The sequence below is a fragment of the Sphingopyxis sp. YR583 genome (genome assembly GCF_900108295.1).
Lineage (GTDB): Bacteria > Pseudomonadota > Alphaproteobacteria > Sphingomonadales > Sphingomonadaceae > Sphingopyxis.
This window is the reverse complement of record NZ_FNWK01000002.1, coordinates 612396-631737: the sequence shown is the minus strand read 5'-3', so window position 1 is coordinate 631737 and position 19342 is coordinate 612396. Positions and strand designations below refer to the sequence as shown.

Here is a 19342-nt window from a genome sequence, read left to right as displayed (position 1 = left end):
GTCGCGCGCGGCGGCTTCGATGAAGATAATGGCAACGGGGCGGTGGCCTTTTGGAGGCCCAGACCTGTTAGTTCCGGGCCGTAACGATCCACCCCGCGCCGTCGATCAGCACCGACGTTTCGCCGGGGCGTTTGGCGAAGGCTGCACGAACGGCGTCCGCTGCGCGGGCGCGGATGTCCTCGGGCTGGTCGGCAAGCGCGCGCGACAAGGGGCCGACCTGAAACGCCATGTCGAGCGCGTCGTCGACGGCCTCCGCGCGCGTGGCGCCGCGGCCATAGGAAATCGTCGTATCGAAGGGGACGATGTCGATAGCTGTGAAGCCGGCCGCCGCGAGAATGTCGGCCAATCGCTGCCGGTCACCAAAAGCGAAGGGGCCGGGGGCGGTCGGGTCGGCGGGAACGGGCTCGACGATATCGCGGATCGCGGACATCGGAAGGCGGACCCAGTCATTCTCCTGCGCGCCGCGCCAGCAGACAAAGGCCAGTCGTCCGCCGGGCTTCAGCGCGCCGCGCATATGGGTGAAGGCTGCCACTGGGTCGTCAAAGAACATCACGCCAAAGCGCGAGAAGAGAAGATCGAAGCTTCCCGCCGGTAACGAGGTAGTCGCCGCGTCGGCGCATCGAAACTCCACCGGCGCGCCAATGGGCGCGGCTGCGCGGGCAATCTCGACTAGTTGCTCCGAAATGTCGACGCCGAGGACATGTCCGCCGGGGCCGACTTGTTCGGCAAGCGGGAAGGTCGAAGTGCCCGATCCGCAGCCGATATCGAGGACTAGTTCACCGGCGCGCACGTTGGCGGCTGTGATCGCAGCCTTGCCGAAATCCTCGAGCATCACATCCAGTCGCGCCAGATTGGCCGCCCAGCGCGTCCCGCTGTCACCGTTCCAGTCATGCGTCGGGGCGGTCTCGACATCGGACATGCGCTTGATCCTTTATTGCGAATGATTCGCAAATAGGATGGTTTCCGGCAAAGTGCAAGGGGCGACGAATAGCTATGCCCTGTTGCATCGCCCCCGGCCATGCGACATTCCACGAGCTGCACCGGCGATGTTGGGACCGGCGAGGAAGAGTCATGAGCGAACGGATCGTCACGGTCGATATCGGCGGCACCCACGCACGCTTTGCGATCGCCGAAGTCGAAGGCGGGCGCGTGCTCTCGCTCGGCGAGGCGACGACGCTGCATACGAAGGACCATGCGAGCTTTCAGACCGCGTGGCAGGATTTCGAGCGCCAGCAGGGCGGTACGCTGCCGCGCGGCGTAGCGATCGCGATCGCTGGACCGACGCGCGGCGAGATCATCCGCTTCACCAATAATCCGTGGATCATTCGTCCGGCGTTGATCAACGAGAAGATGAACGTCGACCGTTATGTCCTCGTCAATGATTTCGAGGCGGTCGGCCATGCGGTGGCACAGGCCGACGAAAACTATTTCGAACGGCTGACCGGCCCCGACGAGCCGCTGCCAGCGACCGGCACGATCACCATCATCGGCCCCGGTACGGGCCTTGGCGTCGCGCATATCTGGCGCGACGGCGACAATTACCGGGTGCAGGCGACCGAGGGCGGGCATATCGACTTCGCGCCGCTCGACAGCATCGAGGATGCGATCCTCGCGCGGCTGCGCAAGCGGCACCGCCGCGTATCGATCGAACGGATCGTCTCGGGGCCGGGTATCGTCGATATTTACGAGACGCTTGCCGCACTCGAAGGGCGCGCGATCCCACGGCTCGACGACAGGGCGATCTGGACCAGCGCCCTGGAAGGCGGCGACAGCCTCGCCGCAGCGGCGGTCGACCGTTTCTGCCTGTCGCTGGGCAGCGTCGCGGGCGACCTTGCGCTGGCGCAGGGGGCGAGCGGCGTCGTCATCGCAGGCGGCCTTGGGCTGCGCATCCGCGACAGCCTCGTCCGCTCGGGCTTTCCCGAACGCTTTATCGAAAAGGGGCGTTTCGAAGGCTTCATGTCGGCGCTGCCGGTCAAGCTGATCACGCATCCGCAGCCCGGCCTGTTCGGCGCCGCCGCCGCTTTTGCGCGTCAGCACGTCTGACATAATTTCCGCTGGCATCGGGCGGAGAAAATCGGCAGCAAGGATACTTCGCTTTCCGAAGGATTCTTGCGCCAGTGTCCGCCCGTCCCGTACTTGGCATCATCGCCTGCAACCGGCAGGTCGGGGCGGAATATGCGCAGGCGGTGATGAACCGTTATGCCAAGGCGGCGATGCGACATGCCGATTGCGCCGCGCTGCTGATCCCGTCGCTTCCCGATTATATGCATGCCGACGATATCGTCGGGCGCCTCGATGGCGTGCTGCTCACCGGATCGCCGTCGAATGTTGAACCGGCGCGCTATGGCGAGGATAGCGAGGGCGAAGGCCCCTTCGACCCCGACCGCGACCGAATGATGCGCGACCTCGTCGAGGCGGTGATCGCGGCACAGCGGCCGCTGTTCGGCATCTGCCGGGGGTTTCAGGATATCAATGTCGCGCTTGGCGGGACGCTGCGGCGTGACACCGCGACGAACGGCGAATTGCTGCGGCATCATACGCCCGACGGCACGCTGTTCGACGCGATGTTCGATCATCGCCATCATGTCGATCTGGTCGAGGGTGGGATGCTCGCGTCGGCCTATGGCGCGCCGTCGCTCGACGTGAACTCGGTTCACTATCAGGGCGTAGGCCGGCTTGCCGATGGTTTGTCGGTCGAGGCGCGGGCGCCAGATGGGCTGGTCGAAGCGTTCAGCGCGCGGCCGAATGGTGCGCCCTTGCTGGCGGTGCAATGGCATCCCGAATGGGCCGTTGACGGCAATTCCGAAAGCCAGACCTATTTCCGCCTGCTCGGACAGGCGTTGCGGGGCGCGCTGTGAACCGGCGTGTGACCCGTTACGACCGCTATCTCGCGCGGATCAGCTTTTCGCCCTGATTTTTCCGGAACCCTTTCCTTCGGTTTCCAGACAATCAGGAGTTTTGAAATGCCCCGCAATCACGACATCGCCGAACTGCGCCGCCTCGACGTCGCGCATCATTTGCCCGCCCAAGCCGATTGGGCCGAGATCGAACGGCTCGGCGGCAGCCGCATCATCACCCATGCCGAGGGTTGCTATATCCATGACGGCGACGGCCACCGCATCCTCGACGGGATGGCGGGCCTTTGGTGCGTCAATGTTGGCTACGGCCGCGAAGAACTGGTCGAGGCCGCCGCTGCGCAGATGCGCGAACTGCCCTTTTATAACACCTTCTTCAAGACCGCGACGCCGCCAACGGTGACGCTCGCGGCCAAGATCGCGAGCCTGACCGGCAACCGCCTGCCGCACATCTTCTTCAACGCTTCGGGCAGCGAAGCGAACGACACCGTCTTCCGCATGGTGCGCCATTATTGGAAGCTGAAGGGCGAGCCGAAGCGCACTGTCTTCATTAGCCGCTGGAACGCCTATCATGGCTCGACGGTCGCGGGCGTGTCGCTGGGCGGTATGAAGGCGATGCACGCGCAGGGCGACCTGCCGATCCCGGGTGTCGAGCATGTCCGTCAGCCCTATAGCTTCAACGAAGCGCAGGGGATGACTGAGGAAGAGTTCTGCGACGCGTGCGTGCAGGCGATCGAGGACAAGATTCTCGAGGTCGGGCCTGAGAATTGCGCGGCCTTCATCGGCGAACCGGTACAGGGCGCCGGCGGCGTCATCATTCCGCCCAAGGGATATTGGCCCAAGGTCGAGGCCGTCGCGCGCAAATACGGCCTGCTCGTCGTTGCCGACGAGGTGATCTGCGGTTTCGGACGCACCGGCAAGATGTGGGGGCATGAGACGATGGGGTTCACCCCCGACCTGATGCCGATGGCGAAGGGACTGTCGTCGGGCTATCTGCCAATCTCTGCCACTGCGGTCGCGAGCCATGTCGTCGACGTGCTCAAGACCGGCGGCGATTTCGTCCATGGCTTTACTTACTCGGGCCATCCGGTCGCCGCGGCGGTCGCGCTCAAGAATATCGAGATCATCGAGCGCGAAGGGCTTGTCGAGCGCACCGGCGGCGTCACCGGACCGCATCTGGCGAAAGCGCTGGCGACGCTGAACGATCATCCGCTGGTCGGCGAGGCACGCTCGGTCGGCCTGCTCGGCGCGGTCGAGATCGTTGCCGACAAGGAAACCCGGGCGCGCTTCGGCGGCGCCGAAGGAACCGCGGGGCCGATGGCGCGCGATGCCTGCATTGCGAACGGCCTGATGGTGCGCGGCATCCGCGACAGCCTGGTGATGTGCCCGCCGCTGATCATCACCACCGAACAGATCGACGAGATGGTTGCCATCATCCGCAAATCTCTCGATGAGGTGATGCCGAAACTCCGCGCGCTCTAAACAGGAAAGACCAAGTCCCTATGCCCTCCGGCCTTTTTGCCCTGCTCGACGATATTGCGACGATCGCCAAGGTCGCCGCCGCGAGCATCGACGATATCGGCGCCGCGGCGTCGAAGGCCGGGGTGAAGGCGGCGGGGGTGGTCGTCGACGACACCGCGGTGACGCCGCGGTACGTCACCGGTTTCACCCCTGACCGCGAGCTGCCGATCATCTGGCGTATCACCAAGGGGTCGATCTTCAACAAGCTGGTGCTGATCCTGCCCGCGCTGCTGTTGCTGTCGGCGGTCGCGCAATGGGCCATCACGCCGCTGTTGATGGTCGGGGGCGCCTATCTCTGCTTCGAGGGCGCGGAAAAGGTCATCCACGCTTTGCAGAAGGACAAGACGAGTCTGGCCGAGGATGCCGAGATCGTCGCCGACAAGGACCATGAAGAGGCGATGGTGAAGGGCGCGGTGCGCACCGACTTCATCCTGTCGGCCGAAATCATGGTCATCGCATTAAACGAGGTGCTCGACGAGCATTTCGCGATGCGCGCCGCGACGCTTGCAGTCGTCGCGATTGCGATCACTATCGCGGTATATGGGGTCGTCGGGCTGATCGTGAAGATGGACGACATCGGGCTGCATATGGCGAAGGAGGGCAACAGCGCGCGCCGGGCGATCGGGCGCGGGCTGGTGGCGTTCATGCCCAAGCTGCTGGCGGCGCTGGCGCTGATCGGTACGGCGGCGATGCTGTGGGTCGGCGGGCAGATTTTCCTGCACGGCCTCGATGAATATCACATCGGGAATATCGGGCATGGGCTGCATGATTTCGCGCATGGCGTCGCGGGCGGCCTGCCTGGTGCTGGCGTGTGGGAATGGCTGATCAACGCGGGCGGCGCTGGAATTTTCGGGCTGCTGCTCGGCGGAGTGATTGTCGGCGTGCTGCACTTCCTCCCCGGAAAGAAGGCACATTAAAACATCGTCATTGCGAGCGAAGCGAAGCAATCTCCAGCCATCGACCTTGCATAACTTTTATAGCTAGAGATTGCCGCGTCGCCTCCGGCTCCTCGCAATGACGATGACTACCCCAGCAACACCACCGGGCTGTCGGCGCGCCAGTGCATGCTGACCTTATCGTCCCAGGTGAAATCCTCCTGGTCGTGGCGCGACAAATTGGGGCGCGAGACACGGATGCGGGCGCCGGTTTCCAGCTCGATCTCGAACAGGGTAATGTCGCCGAGATAGGACATGCCCTTGATCTTGCCGCGGGCGAAATTGTGACCGTCGGGGGCGTCCTGCGCTGCGGCAGTAACAGCCTTGCCTGCGCCGGGGACGTGAAGATAGATCTTCTCGGGCCGGAGAGCGACCCAGACGTCGGCGCCGTGCGGGCCGGTGACGCCATGGTTGAGATAGACTTTGCCCAAACCGGGGCAATCGACCGCGGCCTTGTCGGGCTCGTCGAGGGTCAGCTTGCCCTCGAAGATATTCACCGATCCGACAAAGTCGGCGACGAAGCGGTTTGCGGGATATTCGTAAAGGTCCGAGGGCGTCGCGAGCTGCGCGACCTCGCCCTTGTTGATCACGCCGATGCGGCACGCCATCGACAGCGCCTCGTCCTGATCGTGAGTGACGGTGACGAAGGTAATGCCGACCTTTTCCTGAAGCTCGCTCAGTTCGAACTGCATTTGCGCGCGCAGCTTGGCATCGAGCGCCGAGAGTGGTTCGTCGAGCAGCAACACCTTCGGGCGCATGACGAGGCTGCGGGCAAGAGCGACGCGCTGGCGCTGGCCGCCCGACATCTGATCGGGCATGCGCGTTTCGAAACCGCCGAGCTTGACCAGTTCGAGCGCCTCGGCGACGCGGTCCTTGATCTCGCCGCCCTTCACCCCCGCGATCTTGAGGCCATAGGCGACATTGTCGGCGACGCTCATATGCGGGAAGACTGCGTAGCTCTGGAACACCATGTTCACCGGCCGCTTGTTGGGCGGGATGCCCGCCATATCCTGTCCGTCGATCAGGATCTTGCCTTCGGTCGGCAGTTCGAACCCGGCGATCATGCGCAGCAATGTCGTCTTGCCGCAGCCCGACGGGCCGAGCAGCACGAAAAACTCGCCCGCGTTGATGTCGAGGCTGACATTGTCGACCGCGGTGACCTTCCCAAAGCGTTTGGAGACATTCTGGATCTGGATGATCGGGCGTGCGGTTTCGGTCATGGTCAGTGGGTTTCCGCAATGGCCTTCACACCCTGTGCCTTCAGGGCGACGAAGGTGATGGCGACGGTCAGGATGATGAGCAGGGTCGAGGCTGCGTTGACCTCGGGCGTCACCGAGAAGCGGACCATCGAATAGACTTTCACCGGGAAGGTGATCGTGTCGGGGCCGCTGGTGAAATAGGTGATGACGAAATCGTCGAGGCTCAATGTAAAGGACAGGAGCGCACCGGCGACGAGCGCGGGCCTGATGTGCGGGATCAATACGTCGCGGAACACCTGCCATTCGCTTGCGCCAAGATCCTTGGCCGCTTCTTCCTGCTCGCGGTTGAAGGTCGCGAGGCGTGAACGCACCACCATTGTCACGAAGGGGAAGCAGAAGGTGATGTGCGCGATCGTGATCGCACCGAGATTGAACGGCCAAACGAGGTCGGTGGGCCAGCCCACCGCGGCGAAGAACATCAGGAAGGCGACGCCGAGGCAGATTTCGGGGACGATGATCGGCAGCGAGATCGTGCCGTCGACCGCGCCCTTCAACGGAAAGCGGAAGCGCCACAGCATCACCGCCGCGACGGCGCCAAGCGCGAGGCTGACGATCGTTGCCAGCGCGGCGATGGTCAGCGAGTTGACCAGCGCCTCGACAAGCTGGTCGTTGCCGAGCGCCTTTTCATAATATTTGGTCGTGAAACCGCGCCAGACGACGTTGCGTTTGCTGTCATTGAAGCTGAAGATCATCAGCACGATCAGTGGCGCATAGAGGAAGACCATCACCGCGCCGACCCACAGACGCATCCACAGTGTCCGGCTATATTCGAGCGGCGCGATCGGTTGGCGGGCGAAGAGGGCCATCAGTGGGCCTCCGGCACTTTTTTGCGCATCGACTGGATCGCGATCAGCGCGAACATTGCGTAGATGAGCAGGAAGGAGAGGGCGGCGCCGAAGGGCCAGTCGTTCGCCTTCTTGAACTGGCGCTCGATGACGTTGGCGATCATCTGGCTGTCGGTTCCGCCCATCAGGTCGGGCGTAAGGTAAGCGCCCAAGGCGGGGATCAGCGTGATCATGACACCCGCGATAATCCCCGGCGCCGCGAGCGGGACGACGATGCGCATGATCGTGCGGAAATGCCCGGCGCCAAGGTCTAGGCTCGCCTCGATCAGGCTGCGGTCGAGCCGGTCGAGCGCGGCGTAGAGCGGCAGGACCATGAAGGGCAGGTGGACATAGACGAGCCCGAAGACGACCGCGAAATTGTTGAAGAGGAGCTGGACCGGCTCCCATGTCGGGAGGGGCTGGAGCCCGACGAGCGTCTTGATCCAGCTCGTTCCCTCCCAAAGCGCACCGAGGCCCTTGTTCGCGAACCCCTGCGTGCCGAGCAGCATCATCAGTGCATAGGTGCGGATGAGGAGGTTGGTCCAGAAGGGCAACATGATGCCGAGCAGCAGCCACGGTCGCCATTTTTCGCTGGCAAAGGTGATCGCCATAGCAACGGGAAAGCCGATGATCAGACATATGAGGGTGACGAGCGCGGCGACGGCGAAACTCTTGCCGAAAATAGTAAGGTACAGCCACTCGGTCGCGCGCTTGTAATTTTCGAGCGTGCCCGAAATCTCGATATCGGTGAGGCCTCTATTCTCGCCGAAGCTGTAGAGCCAGACGATCGCCATGGGGACGAGGAAGAAGAGGATGATCCAGAAGAGGGTCGGCAGCGACACCGCCGCGAAGACCCTCTTGTTCGTTTTCCAGTCCTGTTCGGCCACCCCCCGATGCCCCCTTCAGATACTCAGGCCGCCCGCACCCGCGTGAAGGCTTCTTCGTAAAGCGGCTGCAATTCGGGATTGAAGCGCGCATATTCGCATTTCGCCAGCACGTCGGCGGGCGGGAAGATCACCGGATTATTCTTGTAGCTGTCGGGCATCAACGCCTTCGCTGCCGCATTGGGCGTCGGATACAGGATCGTCTCGGTGATTTCCTTGTCGACCTGGGCATCCAGAATATAGTTGATGAAGGCATGCGCGTTCTTCGGGTGCGGCGCGCCTTTCGGAATGCAGAGATTGTCCGAGTTGAGCTGGCTGCCCTCCTTGGGGATGATGAAATCGAGATCCTTGTCCTCGACCATCGCCTGCGCAATGTCGCCATTATATTCGAGCACGACGTCGACGTCGCCCTTCAGCAACAGATCCTGCCCGTCGTCCTCGTGGAATTTCTTCACATTCGGCTTTTGCTTGATCATCATCTTTTCGATCGTCGCAATGTCCGCCGGGGTCAGCGCGTTGACCGATTTGCCGAGATATTTGCCGTAGAGGCGGAACATGTCGCCGGCCTCCGACAGCCAGGCGATGCGGCCGGCATATTCGGGGCTGTCGAACAAGACTTTCCAGCTGTCGGGCGTCGCCGACACCTTCGATTTGCGAAAGCCGATCCCGAGCGCGAGCCACGTATAGGGCATCGAATATTTGCGCTGCAGGTCATATTCGACGTTGATGTAGGCGGGATCGATATTCTTTTTGTTCGGGATCTGCGCATGGTCGAGCGGCATGAGCATGTCGGCTTTCGCCATGCGTTCGACGAAGTCGTTCGAGGGGACGATCACGTCGTAACCGGGGTTGCCGGCCTTGAATTTCGCGAACAGCACGTCGTTGCTGTCGAACAGGTCCATCGTGACGTCGACGCCCGTCGCTTCCTTGAAATTGTCGAGCGTATTCTCGCCGATATAGGTGTCCCAGTTGTAGAAGTTGAGCTTGGCTTCCTCGCCGTTCGCGAGCTTTTTGCCTTCGCCCTTGCTGCAGGCGGCGAGCCCGCCGAAACTGATCCCGATGGCCGCGACCCCCATCGCCTGAAGCAGCGAGCGGCGTCCGCGGGTTTGCTTGATCAGTTCAATCGGATCCATGTGCAGCCTCCCTGTTTGTGACGTCAAGCTGACTCAATAAGGTCGGCTTGAAAAGAGCTTTTTTGCGCTGCACCAAGATTCTTTGAAACTTTGTTCCAAAGGCGTTCAGGCGTTGCGCAGGTACCAGTCGTAATCGAGCGTCGGGACGACGCTGAAATAATTGTCCTGCTCGACGCGCTTCACGATGCTGAACATGTCGACGAAGCGGTCGCCGAGATAGTCGCGCATCAGCTTCGACGCGTGGAAGCGATCGACCGCGGCGAACCAGTTGGAGGGGGGCTTGTCGTCGCCGCTGTTGTCGCGGTCGTAGCCGTTGCCCACGACTGCTGTGCCCGGATCGACCTTGTTCGTCATGCCGTGATGCATGCCGGCCAGCACCGCCGCGACCGCGAGATAGGGGTTGGCGTCGGCGCCGCACGCGCGATGCTCGACATGGCGGCTCGGCGGTGGGCCGGCGGGGATGCGGAACGATACGGTGCGGTTGTTGACGCCCCAGGTCGGAGCGACGGGGGCATAGCTGTTCGCCTTGAAGCGGCGATAGCTGTTCGCATGCGGGGCGAAGAGCGCGAAACCGTCGCCGACGCTGCCGATCATCCCGCCGATCGCATGGCGCAGCGCCGGGGTGCCTTCGGGGTCGTCGCTGGCGAAGATATTGCTGCCCTTGTCGTCGTTGACCGAGACATGGATATGCATCCCGCTGCCCGCCTGGTCGGCGAAGGGCTTGGCCATGAAGGTCGCCTCCAGCCCTTGTTGCTGCGCGATCGCCTTGACGAGGCGCTTGTACATGATGGCATCGTCGCAGGCGCGCAGCGTGTCGGGTTTGTAGCACAGGGTCAGCTCGAACTGGCCCGGCGCGAATTCGGAGATCGCGCTTTCAAGTGGCAGGCCCTGCACTTCGGTCGCGGCGTAGAGCGCGTCGAAGAACGGCCGGAAGTCTTCCAGCTCGCGCAGGCCATAGACTTCGACATTGCGCGGTGTGTCGCGGCTATAGCCGGGGCGCGCGGGACGGATGCCACCGTCGCGTGCGCGGCGCGGATCGACGAGGTAGAATTCCAGCTCGACCGCAAGCGCGGGCGTCAGGCCATCGGCGGCGAAGCGGTCGACGACGCGGCCCAGCACATGGCGCGGGTCGAGGTCGTGCGGCGTGCCGTCGAGTTCGTAGAAGTCGACGAGGAATTGCGCAGCATTCTCGCCGCCCCACGGGGTGCGGACGAGCGTGCCGGGGATCGGCTTCATCGAGCGGTCGGCGTCTCCATCTTCCCAGACGAGGCCCGTCTCGACCGTGTCCTGCCCCGTGATGTCGACGACGGTGATCGAGCCGGGGAACATGCGGCCGCTTTCATAGACGGCCATCACCTCATGCTGGCGGAGGCGCTTGCCGCGCGGAACGCCACCGAAATCGGTGTAGATCATCTCGATCGAATCGACGTCGGGGTTCGCCTTGAAAAAGGCCTCGGCCTCTGCACGGCCCGCGATCACGCCCGATGATTTCGACATGGCCCCTCTACTCCTTCAATGCACGCGCGCAGCCGGCAAATGCGCCGACGAGCCGGTCGATCTGATCGTCCGACGTAACCGGGCTCACCAACATCATATTGTGAAACGGCGCCAGCAAAATCCCGCGATTGGCAAGGAAGAGGTGGATCGCAGCCTCGAGTTCGGGATGCATCGCCGCCTTTGCCCCGGCGCCGTTGCGCGGCGGAGTAGGGCAGGTGAGGAACTCGACGCGGGCGCCGACCTGGGTGACGTGCCAATCGAAACCGGCTGCGGTGATTTCCTGTTCGAGCCCGGAGACCAGGCGCGCGGCGCCGTGCAGCATCCTGTCATAGGCATCGGGCGTGATGACATCGGACAGCATCGCGTCCATCGCGGTGATTGCGAGGGCGTTGGCGGAGAGCGTTGTGCCGATACCGCTGTGGCCGGCAGGGCGCGACGCGTTGAGTGCGGCCATGCGTTTGGCGACCTCAGCGCTGAAACCATAGACCGCACATGGAACGCCGCCGCCGATCGACTTGCCGACGACCATCAGGTCGGGCGCAGGACCGTGGGTGACGCCATGGCCGCCATAGCCCGACGAAATGGTGTGGGTTTCATCGAACACCAGTAGCGTTCCGGTCTCGTCGCAGAGCCTGCGCAGCATCGTCAGGAAACCCGGTGCATCGCGCACCATGCCGACGTTGGTCATGACCGGTTCGGCAAGCACGCAGGCGATATCGCCGCCGCGCAGCGCTGCGGCGAGCGCTTCCTCGTCGTTGAACTCGATGACGGTCGTGGTGTCGCGCAGGTCATGGACCTGGCCGACCAGGCTAGCGCGCATCACCGGTGTGTCGTTCTTCAAGTCGACAAATGCGTCGTCGACCGCACCATGATAGGCACCGTTGAAGGTCAGGATTTTCGCGCGCCCGCTGATCCCGCGACACCAGCGGATGACGGCGCGATTGGCCTCGCTGGCGGTCGTCGTGACCTGCCATTGCGGCAGGCCGAACATCGCGGCGAGCTTTTCGGAGAGCGCCGCGCCGCGCTCGGTGGGAAGCATATAGCTCAGGCCTTCGCTAGCCTGTTTTTCCAGCGCGGCAGCGAGCGCGGGCGGCGAATGGCCAAAGAGGCTGGCAGTGTCGCCGAGGCAGAAATCGTCGTAAGCTTGGCCGTCGATACTGGTCAGCGTCGCATCTTTCGCCGCGGCCGCGACGATCGGCACCGGGCTGGGCCAGTCCGTCATCCAGTGAAAGGGCACCGACTGGAACCAGCCGGTCGCCGCCGCATGATGGGCGAAGGCGCGCGGGTTCGCTGTACGAAAGCGGTCGGCTTCGCGTGCCGCAACGCGCGCGATGGCGGCGTCGGCGATCATCCGAGCTTGTCCTTCATCGCGTAATAGAGCAGCCCGAGCGTCGCGAGCGGCCGCCGCAGCCATTTGCCGCCGGGGAAGGGCTTTGACGGAAGATTTGCCAGCACGTCGAAGCGTTCGGCGGTCTCCGCCATGGCTTCGGCGACGAGTTCGCCGGCAAGCGTCGTCACCAGCGCGCCGTGGCCCGAGAAGCCATGTGCGAAAAAGACATTCCTGCGCCGCCCGATATGCGGCAGCCGGTTCATCGTCACCGCGACGGCGCCGCCCCAGCCATAGTCGATCGGCGCGTCGGCGACCTGCGGAAAGACCTCTGCCACGAACGGGCGGACGAAGGCTGCGATGTCGCGTGGCGGCGTCTGCGAATAGCGCTCGCCGCCTCCGAAGATCAGCCGCTTGTCGGCGGACAGGCGGAAATAGTTGAGCACGAAACGGCTGTCGGCGACCGCGGCGTCGGTCGGGAGCAGCTCGTCGGCGTTCGCGAGCGGAGCCGTCGCGATATTATAGTTCATGATCGGGACGGTGTAGCGGCCGAGGTCGGGCTCGACGTCGCCGATCCAGCTATCGGTCGCGTCGATGACATAGCGCGCGCCTATGATTGCCCGGTTTGTGATCAACTCGCTTGACCCGTCGCTGAATTCGACGATCCGGTTGACGCGCTCACCCTCCCAAATGCGCACACCGGCTGCCTCTGCCGCCTTCGCCAGTGCGATCGCATAATTGAGCGGATGGAAATGACCGCCCTGAAGATCGTGGATTCCGCCATGATAAAGGGGGCTTGCGATGTGCTCCGCCATCCTGGTTTTTGCGATGACGTCGGTTCGATAATTGAAGCGCTTGTCCAGATATTCAGCTTCGCGCTGCATCGTGTCGAAGTCGGTGGGGGTCCATGCCGCCTCGAGATGCCCGGTCTTGAGGTCGCAATCGATGCCGTGTTTTTCGATGCGTGCCTTGACCGGGTTTGCGCGCCAGCAGAGGTCGAACAGCGCATCGGCGCGTTCGCTGCCGAACTCTTCCTCCAACTCCGAGGCCGTCCAGCGAAGCCCCGGTATGAGCTGTCCACCGTTACGGCCCGAGGCCCCAAAACCGATATGCTCGCGCTCGACGAGAATGACCGAGAAGCCGCGCTCGGCGCACGCCAGCGCCGCCGACAGGCCTGTGAAACCGCCACCGATTACCGCGACGTCGCATTCCAGGTCGCCGTCGATATCGCCTAATTCCCGCCACGGATGCGCGGTCGCGGCATAATAGCTGTTGGCGAGCGTATCGGTCATGGCAGCGGTGCGGGTCAGACGCGCATCAAAAGATGTTCGCGTTCCCAGCTCGACACCACCGATTGATAGTTGAACAGCTCGTGATCCTTCACCGCGAAGAAGATTTCGAAGAAATCATCGCCGAGCAGGTTGCGCACCTTCTTGCACGAGGCGAAGCGGTCGAGCGCCGCTTCCAATGTGCGGGGCAGGGTGCGCGCGCGATTATAGGCGCTGCCGGTGATCGGCTTGGCGGGGACCATGCGGTCGACCATGCCGATATAGCCGCAGATGAGCGACGCCGCGATAGCGAGATAGGGATTGCTGTCGGCGCCCGGAAGGCGGTTCTCGACGCGGCGGTTCGCCTTGTCGGAGATCGGCACGCGGAATCCGCACGAGCGATTGTCCTCGCCCCACTGGACGTTGATCGGCGCGGCGCTGTCGGGACGCATGCGGCGAAAGCTGTTCACATTGGGCGCCCATAAGGGCGAGATTTGCGGCATGTAGCGAACGAGGCCAGCAATGTAGCTGCGGAACATCGCGCTATCGCGACCGTTCGCGGTGGAGAAAAGGTTCTTGCCCGTCGCGGCGTCGACCACCGACTGATGGATATGCATCGCGCTGCCCGGCTGGCCCGCCATCGGGTTCGCCATGAAAGTCGCGTAGACATTGTGCTGCTTCGCGACATTGCGCACGACGCGTTTGAACAGAAACACTTCGTCAGCGAGGCGCAGTGGGTCGCCATGCTCGAAATTGACCTCAAGCTGCGCGGCACCCATTTCATGAATCATCGTGTCGATATCGAGCCCCATCATCTCGCAATCGTCATAGATATGATCGATGATATCCTCATATTCGTTCATCGCCTCCAGCCCATAGGGCTGGCTCGCGGTCTCGCTGCGCCCCGATTGGCCGACCGGCGGGGTCAGCGGAAAATCGGGGTCGGCGTTCTGCGAGACGAGATAGAATTCGACCTCGGGCGCGATGATCGGTTTCCAGCCTTTCTCGGCATAGAGGCCGAGCACTTTCTTGAGGATCGTGCGCGGGGCGATGTCGACCTCGCTGCCGTCGCCGTTGAATGCGTCGGCGATCACGAAGGCGGTCGGCGAGGTGAAGCCCGGAGCGACGCAGATCGTGTCTGGATCGGCGATCAGATATTTGTCGGGATCCTTGTCCCAGATATCGTCGATATCGTCGGGGTAGTGGCCGTCGATCGTGCAGATGAAGACGCTGCCCGGAATGCGCAGCGACTTGTCCTTCACCGATGACAGAAACTTCTTGGCGGGCAGCACCTTGCCGCGCTGGACCCCGTTGATGTCGGGGACGATACATTCGACTTCGTCGATTTTATGGTCGCTGATCCATTGTTCCAGATTGACTGACATGCGCCCCCGATTGGGCCGAGGAGCCGGCCCGTTTGTGGAAGCTCAGCGTATCGCAAGCTTGGGCGAAGCGCCAGAGGGGGCCGCTATCGGGCCGTTTCCGGCATGAATACATGCCGGATTCGTTGTCCGGGCAAATGTCCGTTGTCATTCCGGGCGAAGCGAAGCAATCTCGCGCAGCCCGAACTTGAAGGAGATGGCGATGCGCGGCGACAACGACCAACTGGCGTCCTTCTGGATGCCGTTCACCGCCAACAAATCCTTCAAGGCGCACCCGCGCCAGCTCGTTGCGGCGAGCGGAATGCACTATCAGTCGGGCGACGGCCGGGCGATCCTCGACGGCACCTCGGGGCTATGGTGCAGTAATGCCGGCCATTGCCGCCCCGAGATCACCGAAGCGATTGCAAAGGCCGCGGCGACGCTCGATTTCGCGCCGACGTTCCAGCTCGGGCACCCGCTGCCGTTCGAACTGGCGCAGCGGCTTGCGGCTCTGATGCCCGAAGGGCTCGACCGGATATTCTTCACCAACAGCGGGTCGGAATCGGTCGATACCGCGCTCAAGATCGCGCTCAACATACAGCGCGCCAAGGGGCAGGGGACGCGGACGCGATTGATCGGACGCGAGCGCGGCTATCATGGCACGGGTTTCGGCGGGATCAGCGTCGGCGGACTCGTTAACAATCGCCGCGCGTTTGGCGGAGGGCTGCCCGGCGTCGATCATCTTCGCCACACGCACGATATCGAACGTAACGCCTTCACGCGCGGGTTTCCGAAACATGGTGCCGAACTGGCCGACGATCTGCAGCGACTCGTCGACCTGCACGGTGCCGACACGATCGCGGCGGTGATCGTCGAGCCGATGGCAGGGTCGACCGGTGTGCTGGTGCCGCCGGTCGGCTATTTGCAGCGGCTGCGCGAGATTTGCGACCGGCACGGCATAATCCTGATCTTCGACGAGGTGATCACCGCCTTCGGCCGCGTTGGTGGGGCAACCGCCGCCGGGCAATGGGGCGTGACGCCCGATATCATCACGATGGCGAAGGGGCTGACTAACGCTGCGGTCCCGATGGGCGCGGTCGCGGTGAAACGTGAGTTGCATGATGCGGTGATCGACAGCGTGCCCGGCGGGATCGAGCTGTTCCACGGTTATACCTATTCGGGGCATCCGCTGGCGAGCGCGGCGGGGCTCGCGACGCTCGATCTTTATGCCCGGGATGGCCTGTTCGACCGGGCGAACGAGCTTGCGTCCTATTGGGAAGATGCGGCGCACAGCCTGAAGGGCGCGCGCCATGTCATCGATATCCGCACTATCGGCCTTGTTGCCGGGATCGAACTCGAACCGCGTGCGGGCGCGCCGACGGCGCGCGCGATGGAGCTGTTTCATGCCTGTTTCGATAACGGCCTGCTCGTTCGCGCGACCGGCGACATCATTGCGCTGTCGCCGCCGCTGATCGTCGAAAAGGTGCAGATCGATGAGATGTTCGGGAAGATCGGAGAATTGCTTCGCGCTATCGAATGAGCCGCGCTGCAATGGAAGCTTGTCGCGGCGTCGGTCCTAGCTTTCGACGCGGAGCGGGAAAGTCACCGAAACCCGGGTTCCCTTGCCAAGCTCGCTTTCGATATCGAGCCGCCCCTGATGGCGCTCGCTGATGTGCTTGACGATCGCCAGGCCGAGGCCGGTTCCGCCGACCGACCGGCTGCGGGCTTCGTCGACGCGATAGAAGCGTTCGGTCAGGCGGGGCAGATGATCGGGAGCGATGCCGTCGCCCTCGTCGCTGACCGACAAGCGCACGCGTCGGCCCTCACGTATCAGCTCGACCGTCACTGGGGTTCCGGCGTGGCCGTATTTCATCGCGTTCGAGATGATATTGTGCGCAAGCTGGCCGAGCTGCGCTTCATCGCCGAACATCGGTTGCGGTTCGTCACCTAGCTTTGCGACGATGTCTTTCGCGCGCGCCTGCTCGCTGTCGCGTAGCTGCGCGATCGTCGTTTTGACGATTGCGGTCAGATCGACCGGCGTCGTCGGACGACGAAAGCGGTCGGCCTCGACGCGCGAGATCGAGAGAAGGTCGATCACGAGTTGTTGCATCCGCCCGGCCTCGCGGTGGATGATCGACAGGAAACGGCTGCGCGTTGGGCCGTCGGTGTCGCCATTCATGTCGAGGAGCGTTTCGACATAGCCGAGGATCGCGGCAAGCGGCGTCCGCAATTCGTGGCTGGCGTTGGCGACGAAGTCGGATCGCATCCGGTCCGCGGCATCGATGGCAGAGCGGTCGGACAGGAAGATGATATTCTCGCTGCCCGATAGCGCCGCTATCCGCATCGTCCACCGTTGGCCGGGACGCGGAAAGTCGATCAAATTGACCGTTTCCAGCGGAACGTCCGTATTGATTTGCGACAGCCAGTCGATTGCCGCCGGGTGACGGATCGCGGTGCGGACATCCGCCCCAACGATATGCCGTCCGAGCAAACGGATTGCGGCATCGTTGGCGATGGTCACGATATTGTCGGCGGTTCCGATCAGTGGCTCCTTTTCCTGATCGACCCAATGGGCAAAGTCGGGATGACGGAGCAGGGAGAGAGGCGGAGCGGCGGCGGGGACTGCGCCAGCGTCCGTTGTATCCGGCAAGGGCACCGGGAGTGCGCTGTAAACCGTGGCGGCGGCAAGAAAGCCCGCGATCACCATGATGGCGATCGACAGCGGATCGCCCCCGGCCAGCGTAGCCAAAATCGCCGCGATGGCGACAAGCGTGAGAGCGATGACCAGGCTGGAGAGGCGATCGAACATCGTCGCTGCGCCTCGCACGAAGCGGGGATCATGTGCAAGGATGTTTACGCGAATTAATGTCCTGACGGCGAATGTCCCAAAGCGGGAAGGGCGCGAAGGTGGGCCGTCTTTTACTTTTCCTTGGCAGCGCATTGGGTTATGCGCGCGACATGCAAAACAGCGATATTCCCGACGAAAACGCCGCAGGGACGGACGAAAGCATCCCTTCGCGGCGCAAAATGCTGGCGCTCGGCGCTGTCGGTGTGTCCGCTGCGCTGACGATCCGTCCCGCATTTGCCCAGACCGCGGTGTCGGTGATGAACTGCGAGATTCCAATTCCCGGCCCGACTGGTGCCGGCAAATATATCGATGCGGCGGGGAAGCTGGTTCCGCCGGGTACCAAGGGTGCGTTTCCGGGGTCGCCGCGTCCCTTCACGGGCGAGCAAGTGAAGCGCGCATTTCGGGGGCAGACGCTGCCGGGGACGACCTATAATCAGTCGCAGGCCTATCTTCAGTATATCCGGCGCTTGCAGGCGGGACAGAGCGGCTTTACCTGTTTCGCATCGATCACGACGACGCGCTGATTTTCGTTTCTTTGAGGCGATGTCGGTTCAACGGCGTCGCCAATCAAAGGAATTTTCGTGAAACTAGCTTCGCTCAAAAAGGGTCGCGACGGGCGCCTCGTCGTCGTGTCGGACGATCTCGCCTGGTATGCCGACGCGGGTCAGATCGTGCCGACGATGCAGGCGGCGCTCGACAATTGGGCCTATGCCGCGCCGCGGCTCGCGGCACTGGCCGAGGATCTCAATCACGATGCGATTCCGAAGGATCGTTTTCACGAGCATGACGCGGCTTCGCCGCTCCCGCGCGCGTATCAGTGGGCGGACGGCAGCGCCTATGTGAACCATGTCGCGCTGGTCAGGCAGGCGCGCGGCGCCGAGATGCCCGACAGCTTCTGGCACGATCCGCTAATGTACCAGGGGGGCAGCGACGCCTTTCTGGGACCGCGCGATGCGATTCCGCTCGGCGATCCGGCGTGGGGCTGTGACATGGAAGCCGAAGTCGTCGTCGTGACGGGCGATGTCCCCAAGGGGATCGATGCGGTCGCGGCGCGCGAGACGATTTTGCTCGTAGGGTTGACCAATGACGTGTCGCTGCGCGGGCTCATCCCGGCGGAACTCGCCAAGGGTTTCGGTTTCTTCCAGTCGAAGCCGTCGAGCGCGATGTCGCCGGTGTTCGTGACACCCGATGCGCTTGGCGAGCGCTGGAAGGACGGCAAGCTGCATGGTACGCTGTCGGTCGACCTCAACGGTCAACCGCTCGGGCGCGCCAATGCGGGCGTCGACATGACCTTCGATTTCGGCGCGCTGATCGCCCATGCGGCAAAGACGCGCGACCTTGGCGCCGGCACGATCATCGGGTCGGGCACCGTTTCGAACCGCGACGCCGACGGCGGGCCGGGCAGGCCGATCGCCGAGGGCGGCCTTGGTTATAGCTGCCTCGCCGAAGTGCGCACGGTCGAAACGATCCAGCAGGGCGAGCCGAAGACTCCGTTCATGCAGAAGGGCGACACGGTTCGCATCTGGATGGACGACGACCGCCACCACAGTATTTTCGGCGCGATCGAGCAAAGCGTCGGTTAAAGGCAAGAGAGGACGGAATCGCTTCCGCCCTCTCCCGATATGATGCT

General features: G+C 63.2%; 17 protein-coding genes. 7 read left to right on the top strand and 10 right to left on the bottom strand.

Annotated features, from left to right (window positions below):
* Positions 1-67: 67 nt before the first annotated feature.
* Positions 68-919 (bottom strand): class I SAM-dependent methyltransferase, encoded by an 852-nt coding sequence (locus BLW56_RS15065; protein WP_093511473.1) that lies wholly within the window; start codon positions 917-919, stop codon positions 68-70.
* A gap of 152 nt (positions 920-1071) precedes the next feature.
* On the opposite strand from BLW56_RS15065, the gene BLW56_RS15060 reads away from it, so the two are divergent.
* The 4 genes from BLW56_RS15060 to BLW56_RS15045 all read left to right on the top strand — a co-directional run bounded on the left by BLW56_RS15060 (position 1072) and on the right by BLW56_RS15045 (position 5293).
* Positions 1072-2043 carry a glucokinase gene (locus BLW56_RS15060; protein ID WP_093511472.1) on the top strand — a complete coding sequence of 324 codons (972 nt, stop codon included), beginning with the start codon at positions 1072-1074 and terminating at the stop codon, positions 2041-2043.
* A 74-nt stretch (positions 2044-2117) separates the two neighbouring features.
* Complete coding sequence (locus tag BLW56_RS15055) at positions 2118-2858, top strand: gamma-glutamyl-gamma-aminobutyrate hydrolase family protein (protein WP_093511471.1); 741 nt, start codon at positions 2118-2120, stop codon at positions 2856-2858.
* A 105-nt stretch (positions 2859-2963) separates the two neighbouring features.
* Positions 2964-4337 (top strand): aspartate aminotransferase family protein, encoded by a 1374-nt coding sequence (locus BLW56_RS15050; protein WP_093511470.1) that lies wholly within the window; start codon positions 2964-2966, stop codon positions 4335-4337.
* A gap of 20 nt (positions 4338-4357) precedes the next feature.
* Positions 4358-5293, top strand: a complete 936-nt coding sequence (locus BLW56_RS15045) for a DUF808 domain-containing protein (RefSeq protein ID WP_093511469.1) — start codon at positions 4358-4360, stop codon at positions 5291-5293.
* A gap of 107 nt (positions 5294-5400) precedes the next feature.
* Here the strand turns inward: BLW56_RS15045 and BLW56_RS15040 are convergent, their stop codons facing one another.
* From BLW56_RS15040 to BLW56_RS15005, 8 genes are all read right to left on the bottom strand, one after another.
* Complete coding sequence (locus tag BLW56_RS15040; RefSeq protein ID WP_093511468.1) at positions 5401-6531, bottom strand: ABC transporter ATP-binding protein; 1131 nt, start codon at positions 6529-6531, stop codon at positions 5401-5403.
* Positions 6532-6533: 2 nt separating this feature from the next.
* Positions 6534-7376, bottom strand: coding sequence for an ABC transporter permease (locus tag BLW56_RS15035; RefSeq protein ID WP_093511467.1), 843 nt, complete (start codon positions 7374-7376; stop codon positions 6534-6536).
* The gene (locus tag BLW56_RS15030; protein WP_093511466.1) at positions 7376-8281 is read right to left on the bottom strand and encodes an ABC transporter permease; all 906 of its coding nucleotides are present in this window, start codon (positions 8279-8281) and stop codon (positions 7376-7378) included. The genes BLW56_RS15035 and BLW56_RS15030 overlap by 1 nt, the downstream gene beginning before the upstream one ends.
* Before the next feature lie 23 nt (positions 8282-8304).
* Complete coding sequence (locus BLW56_RS15025; RefSeq protein ID WP_093511465.1) at positions 8305-9411, bottom strand: ABC transporter substrate-binding protein; 1107 nt, start codon at positions 9409-9411, stop codon at positions 8305-8307.
* Between the two features lie 105 nt (positions 9412-9516).
* Positions 9517-10908, bottom strand: a complete 1392-nt coding sequence (locus BLW56_RS15020) for a glutamine synthetase family protein (protein WP_093511464.1) — start codon at positions 10906-10908, stop codon at positions 9517-9519.
* Positions 10909-10915: 7 nt separating this feature from the next.
* Positions 10916-12259: an aspartate aminotransferase family protein gene (locus BLW56_RS15015; protein ID WP_093511463.1), complete on the bottom strand. Its 1344-nt coding sequence runs from the start codon at positions 12257-12259 to the stop codon at positions 10916-10918.
* Positions 12256-13527, bottom strand: a complete 1272-nt coding sequence (locus BLW56_RS15010; protein ID WP_093511462.1) for an NAD(P)/FAD-dependent oxidoreductase — start codon at positions 13525-13527, stop codon at positions 12256-12258. Before BLW56_RS15010 ends, BLW56_RS15015 begins: the two co-directional genes overlap by 4 nt.
* A 14-nt stretch (positions 13528-13541) precedes the next feature.
* On the bottom strand, positions 13542-14888 hold the full coding sequence (locus BLW56_RS15005; protein ID WP_093511461.1) for a glutamine synthetase family protein: 1347 nt from the start codon (positions 14886-14888) through the stop codon (positions 13542-13544).
* A 193-nt stretch (positions 14889-15081) separates the two neighbouring features.
* Between BLW56_RS15005 and BLW56_RS15000 the strand changes: the two genes are divergently transcribed.
* A complete protein-coding gene (locus BLW56_RS15000; RefSeq protein ID WP_093511460.1) occupies positions 15082-16404 on the top strand; it encodes an aspartate aminotransferase family protein in 1323 nt (440 codons plus the stop codon).
* 36 nt (positions 16405-16440) lie between these two features.
* Here the strand turns inward: BLW56_RS15000 and BLW56_RS14995 are convergent, their stop codons facing one another.
* Complete coding sequence (locus BLW56_RS14995) at positions 16441-17673, bottom strand: sensor histidine kinase (protein ID WP_093511459.1); 1233 nt, start codon at positions 17671-17673, stop codon at positions 16441-16443.
* Between the two features lie 149 nt (positions 17674-17822).
* On the opposite strand from BLW56_RS14995, the gene BLW56_RS14990 reads away from it, so the two are divergent.
* Both BLW56_RS14990 and BLW56_RS14985 read left to right on the top strand, forming a co-directional pair.
* Positions 17823-18236 (top strand): hypothetical protein, encoded by a 414-nt coding sequence (locus BLW56_RS14990; protein WP_093511634.1) that lies wholly within the window; start codon positions 17823-17825, stop codon positions 18234-18236.
* A 57-nt stretch (positions 18237-18293) separates the two neighbouring features.
* Entirely contained in the window at positions 18294-19295 is a 1002-nt protein-coding gene (locus BLW56_RS14985) for a fumarylacetoacetate hydrolase family protein (protein WP_093511458.1), read from the top strand.
* The last annotated feature ends 47 nt before the right edge of the window (positions 19296-19342 follow it).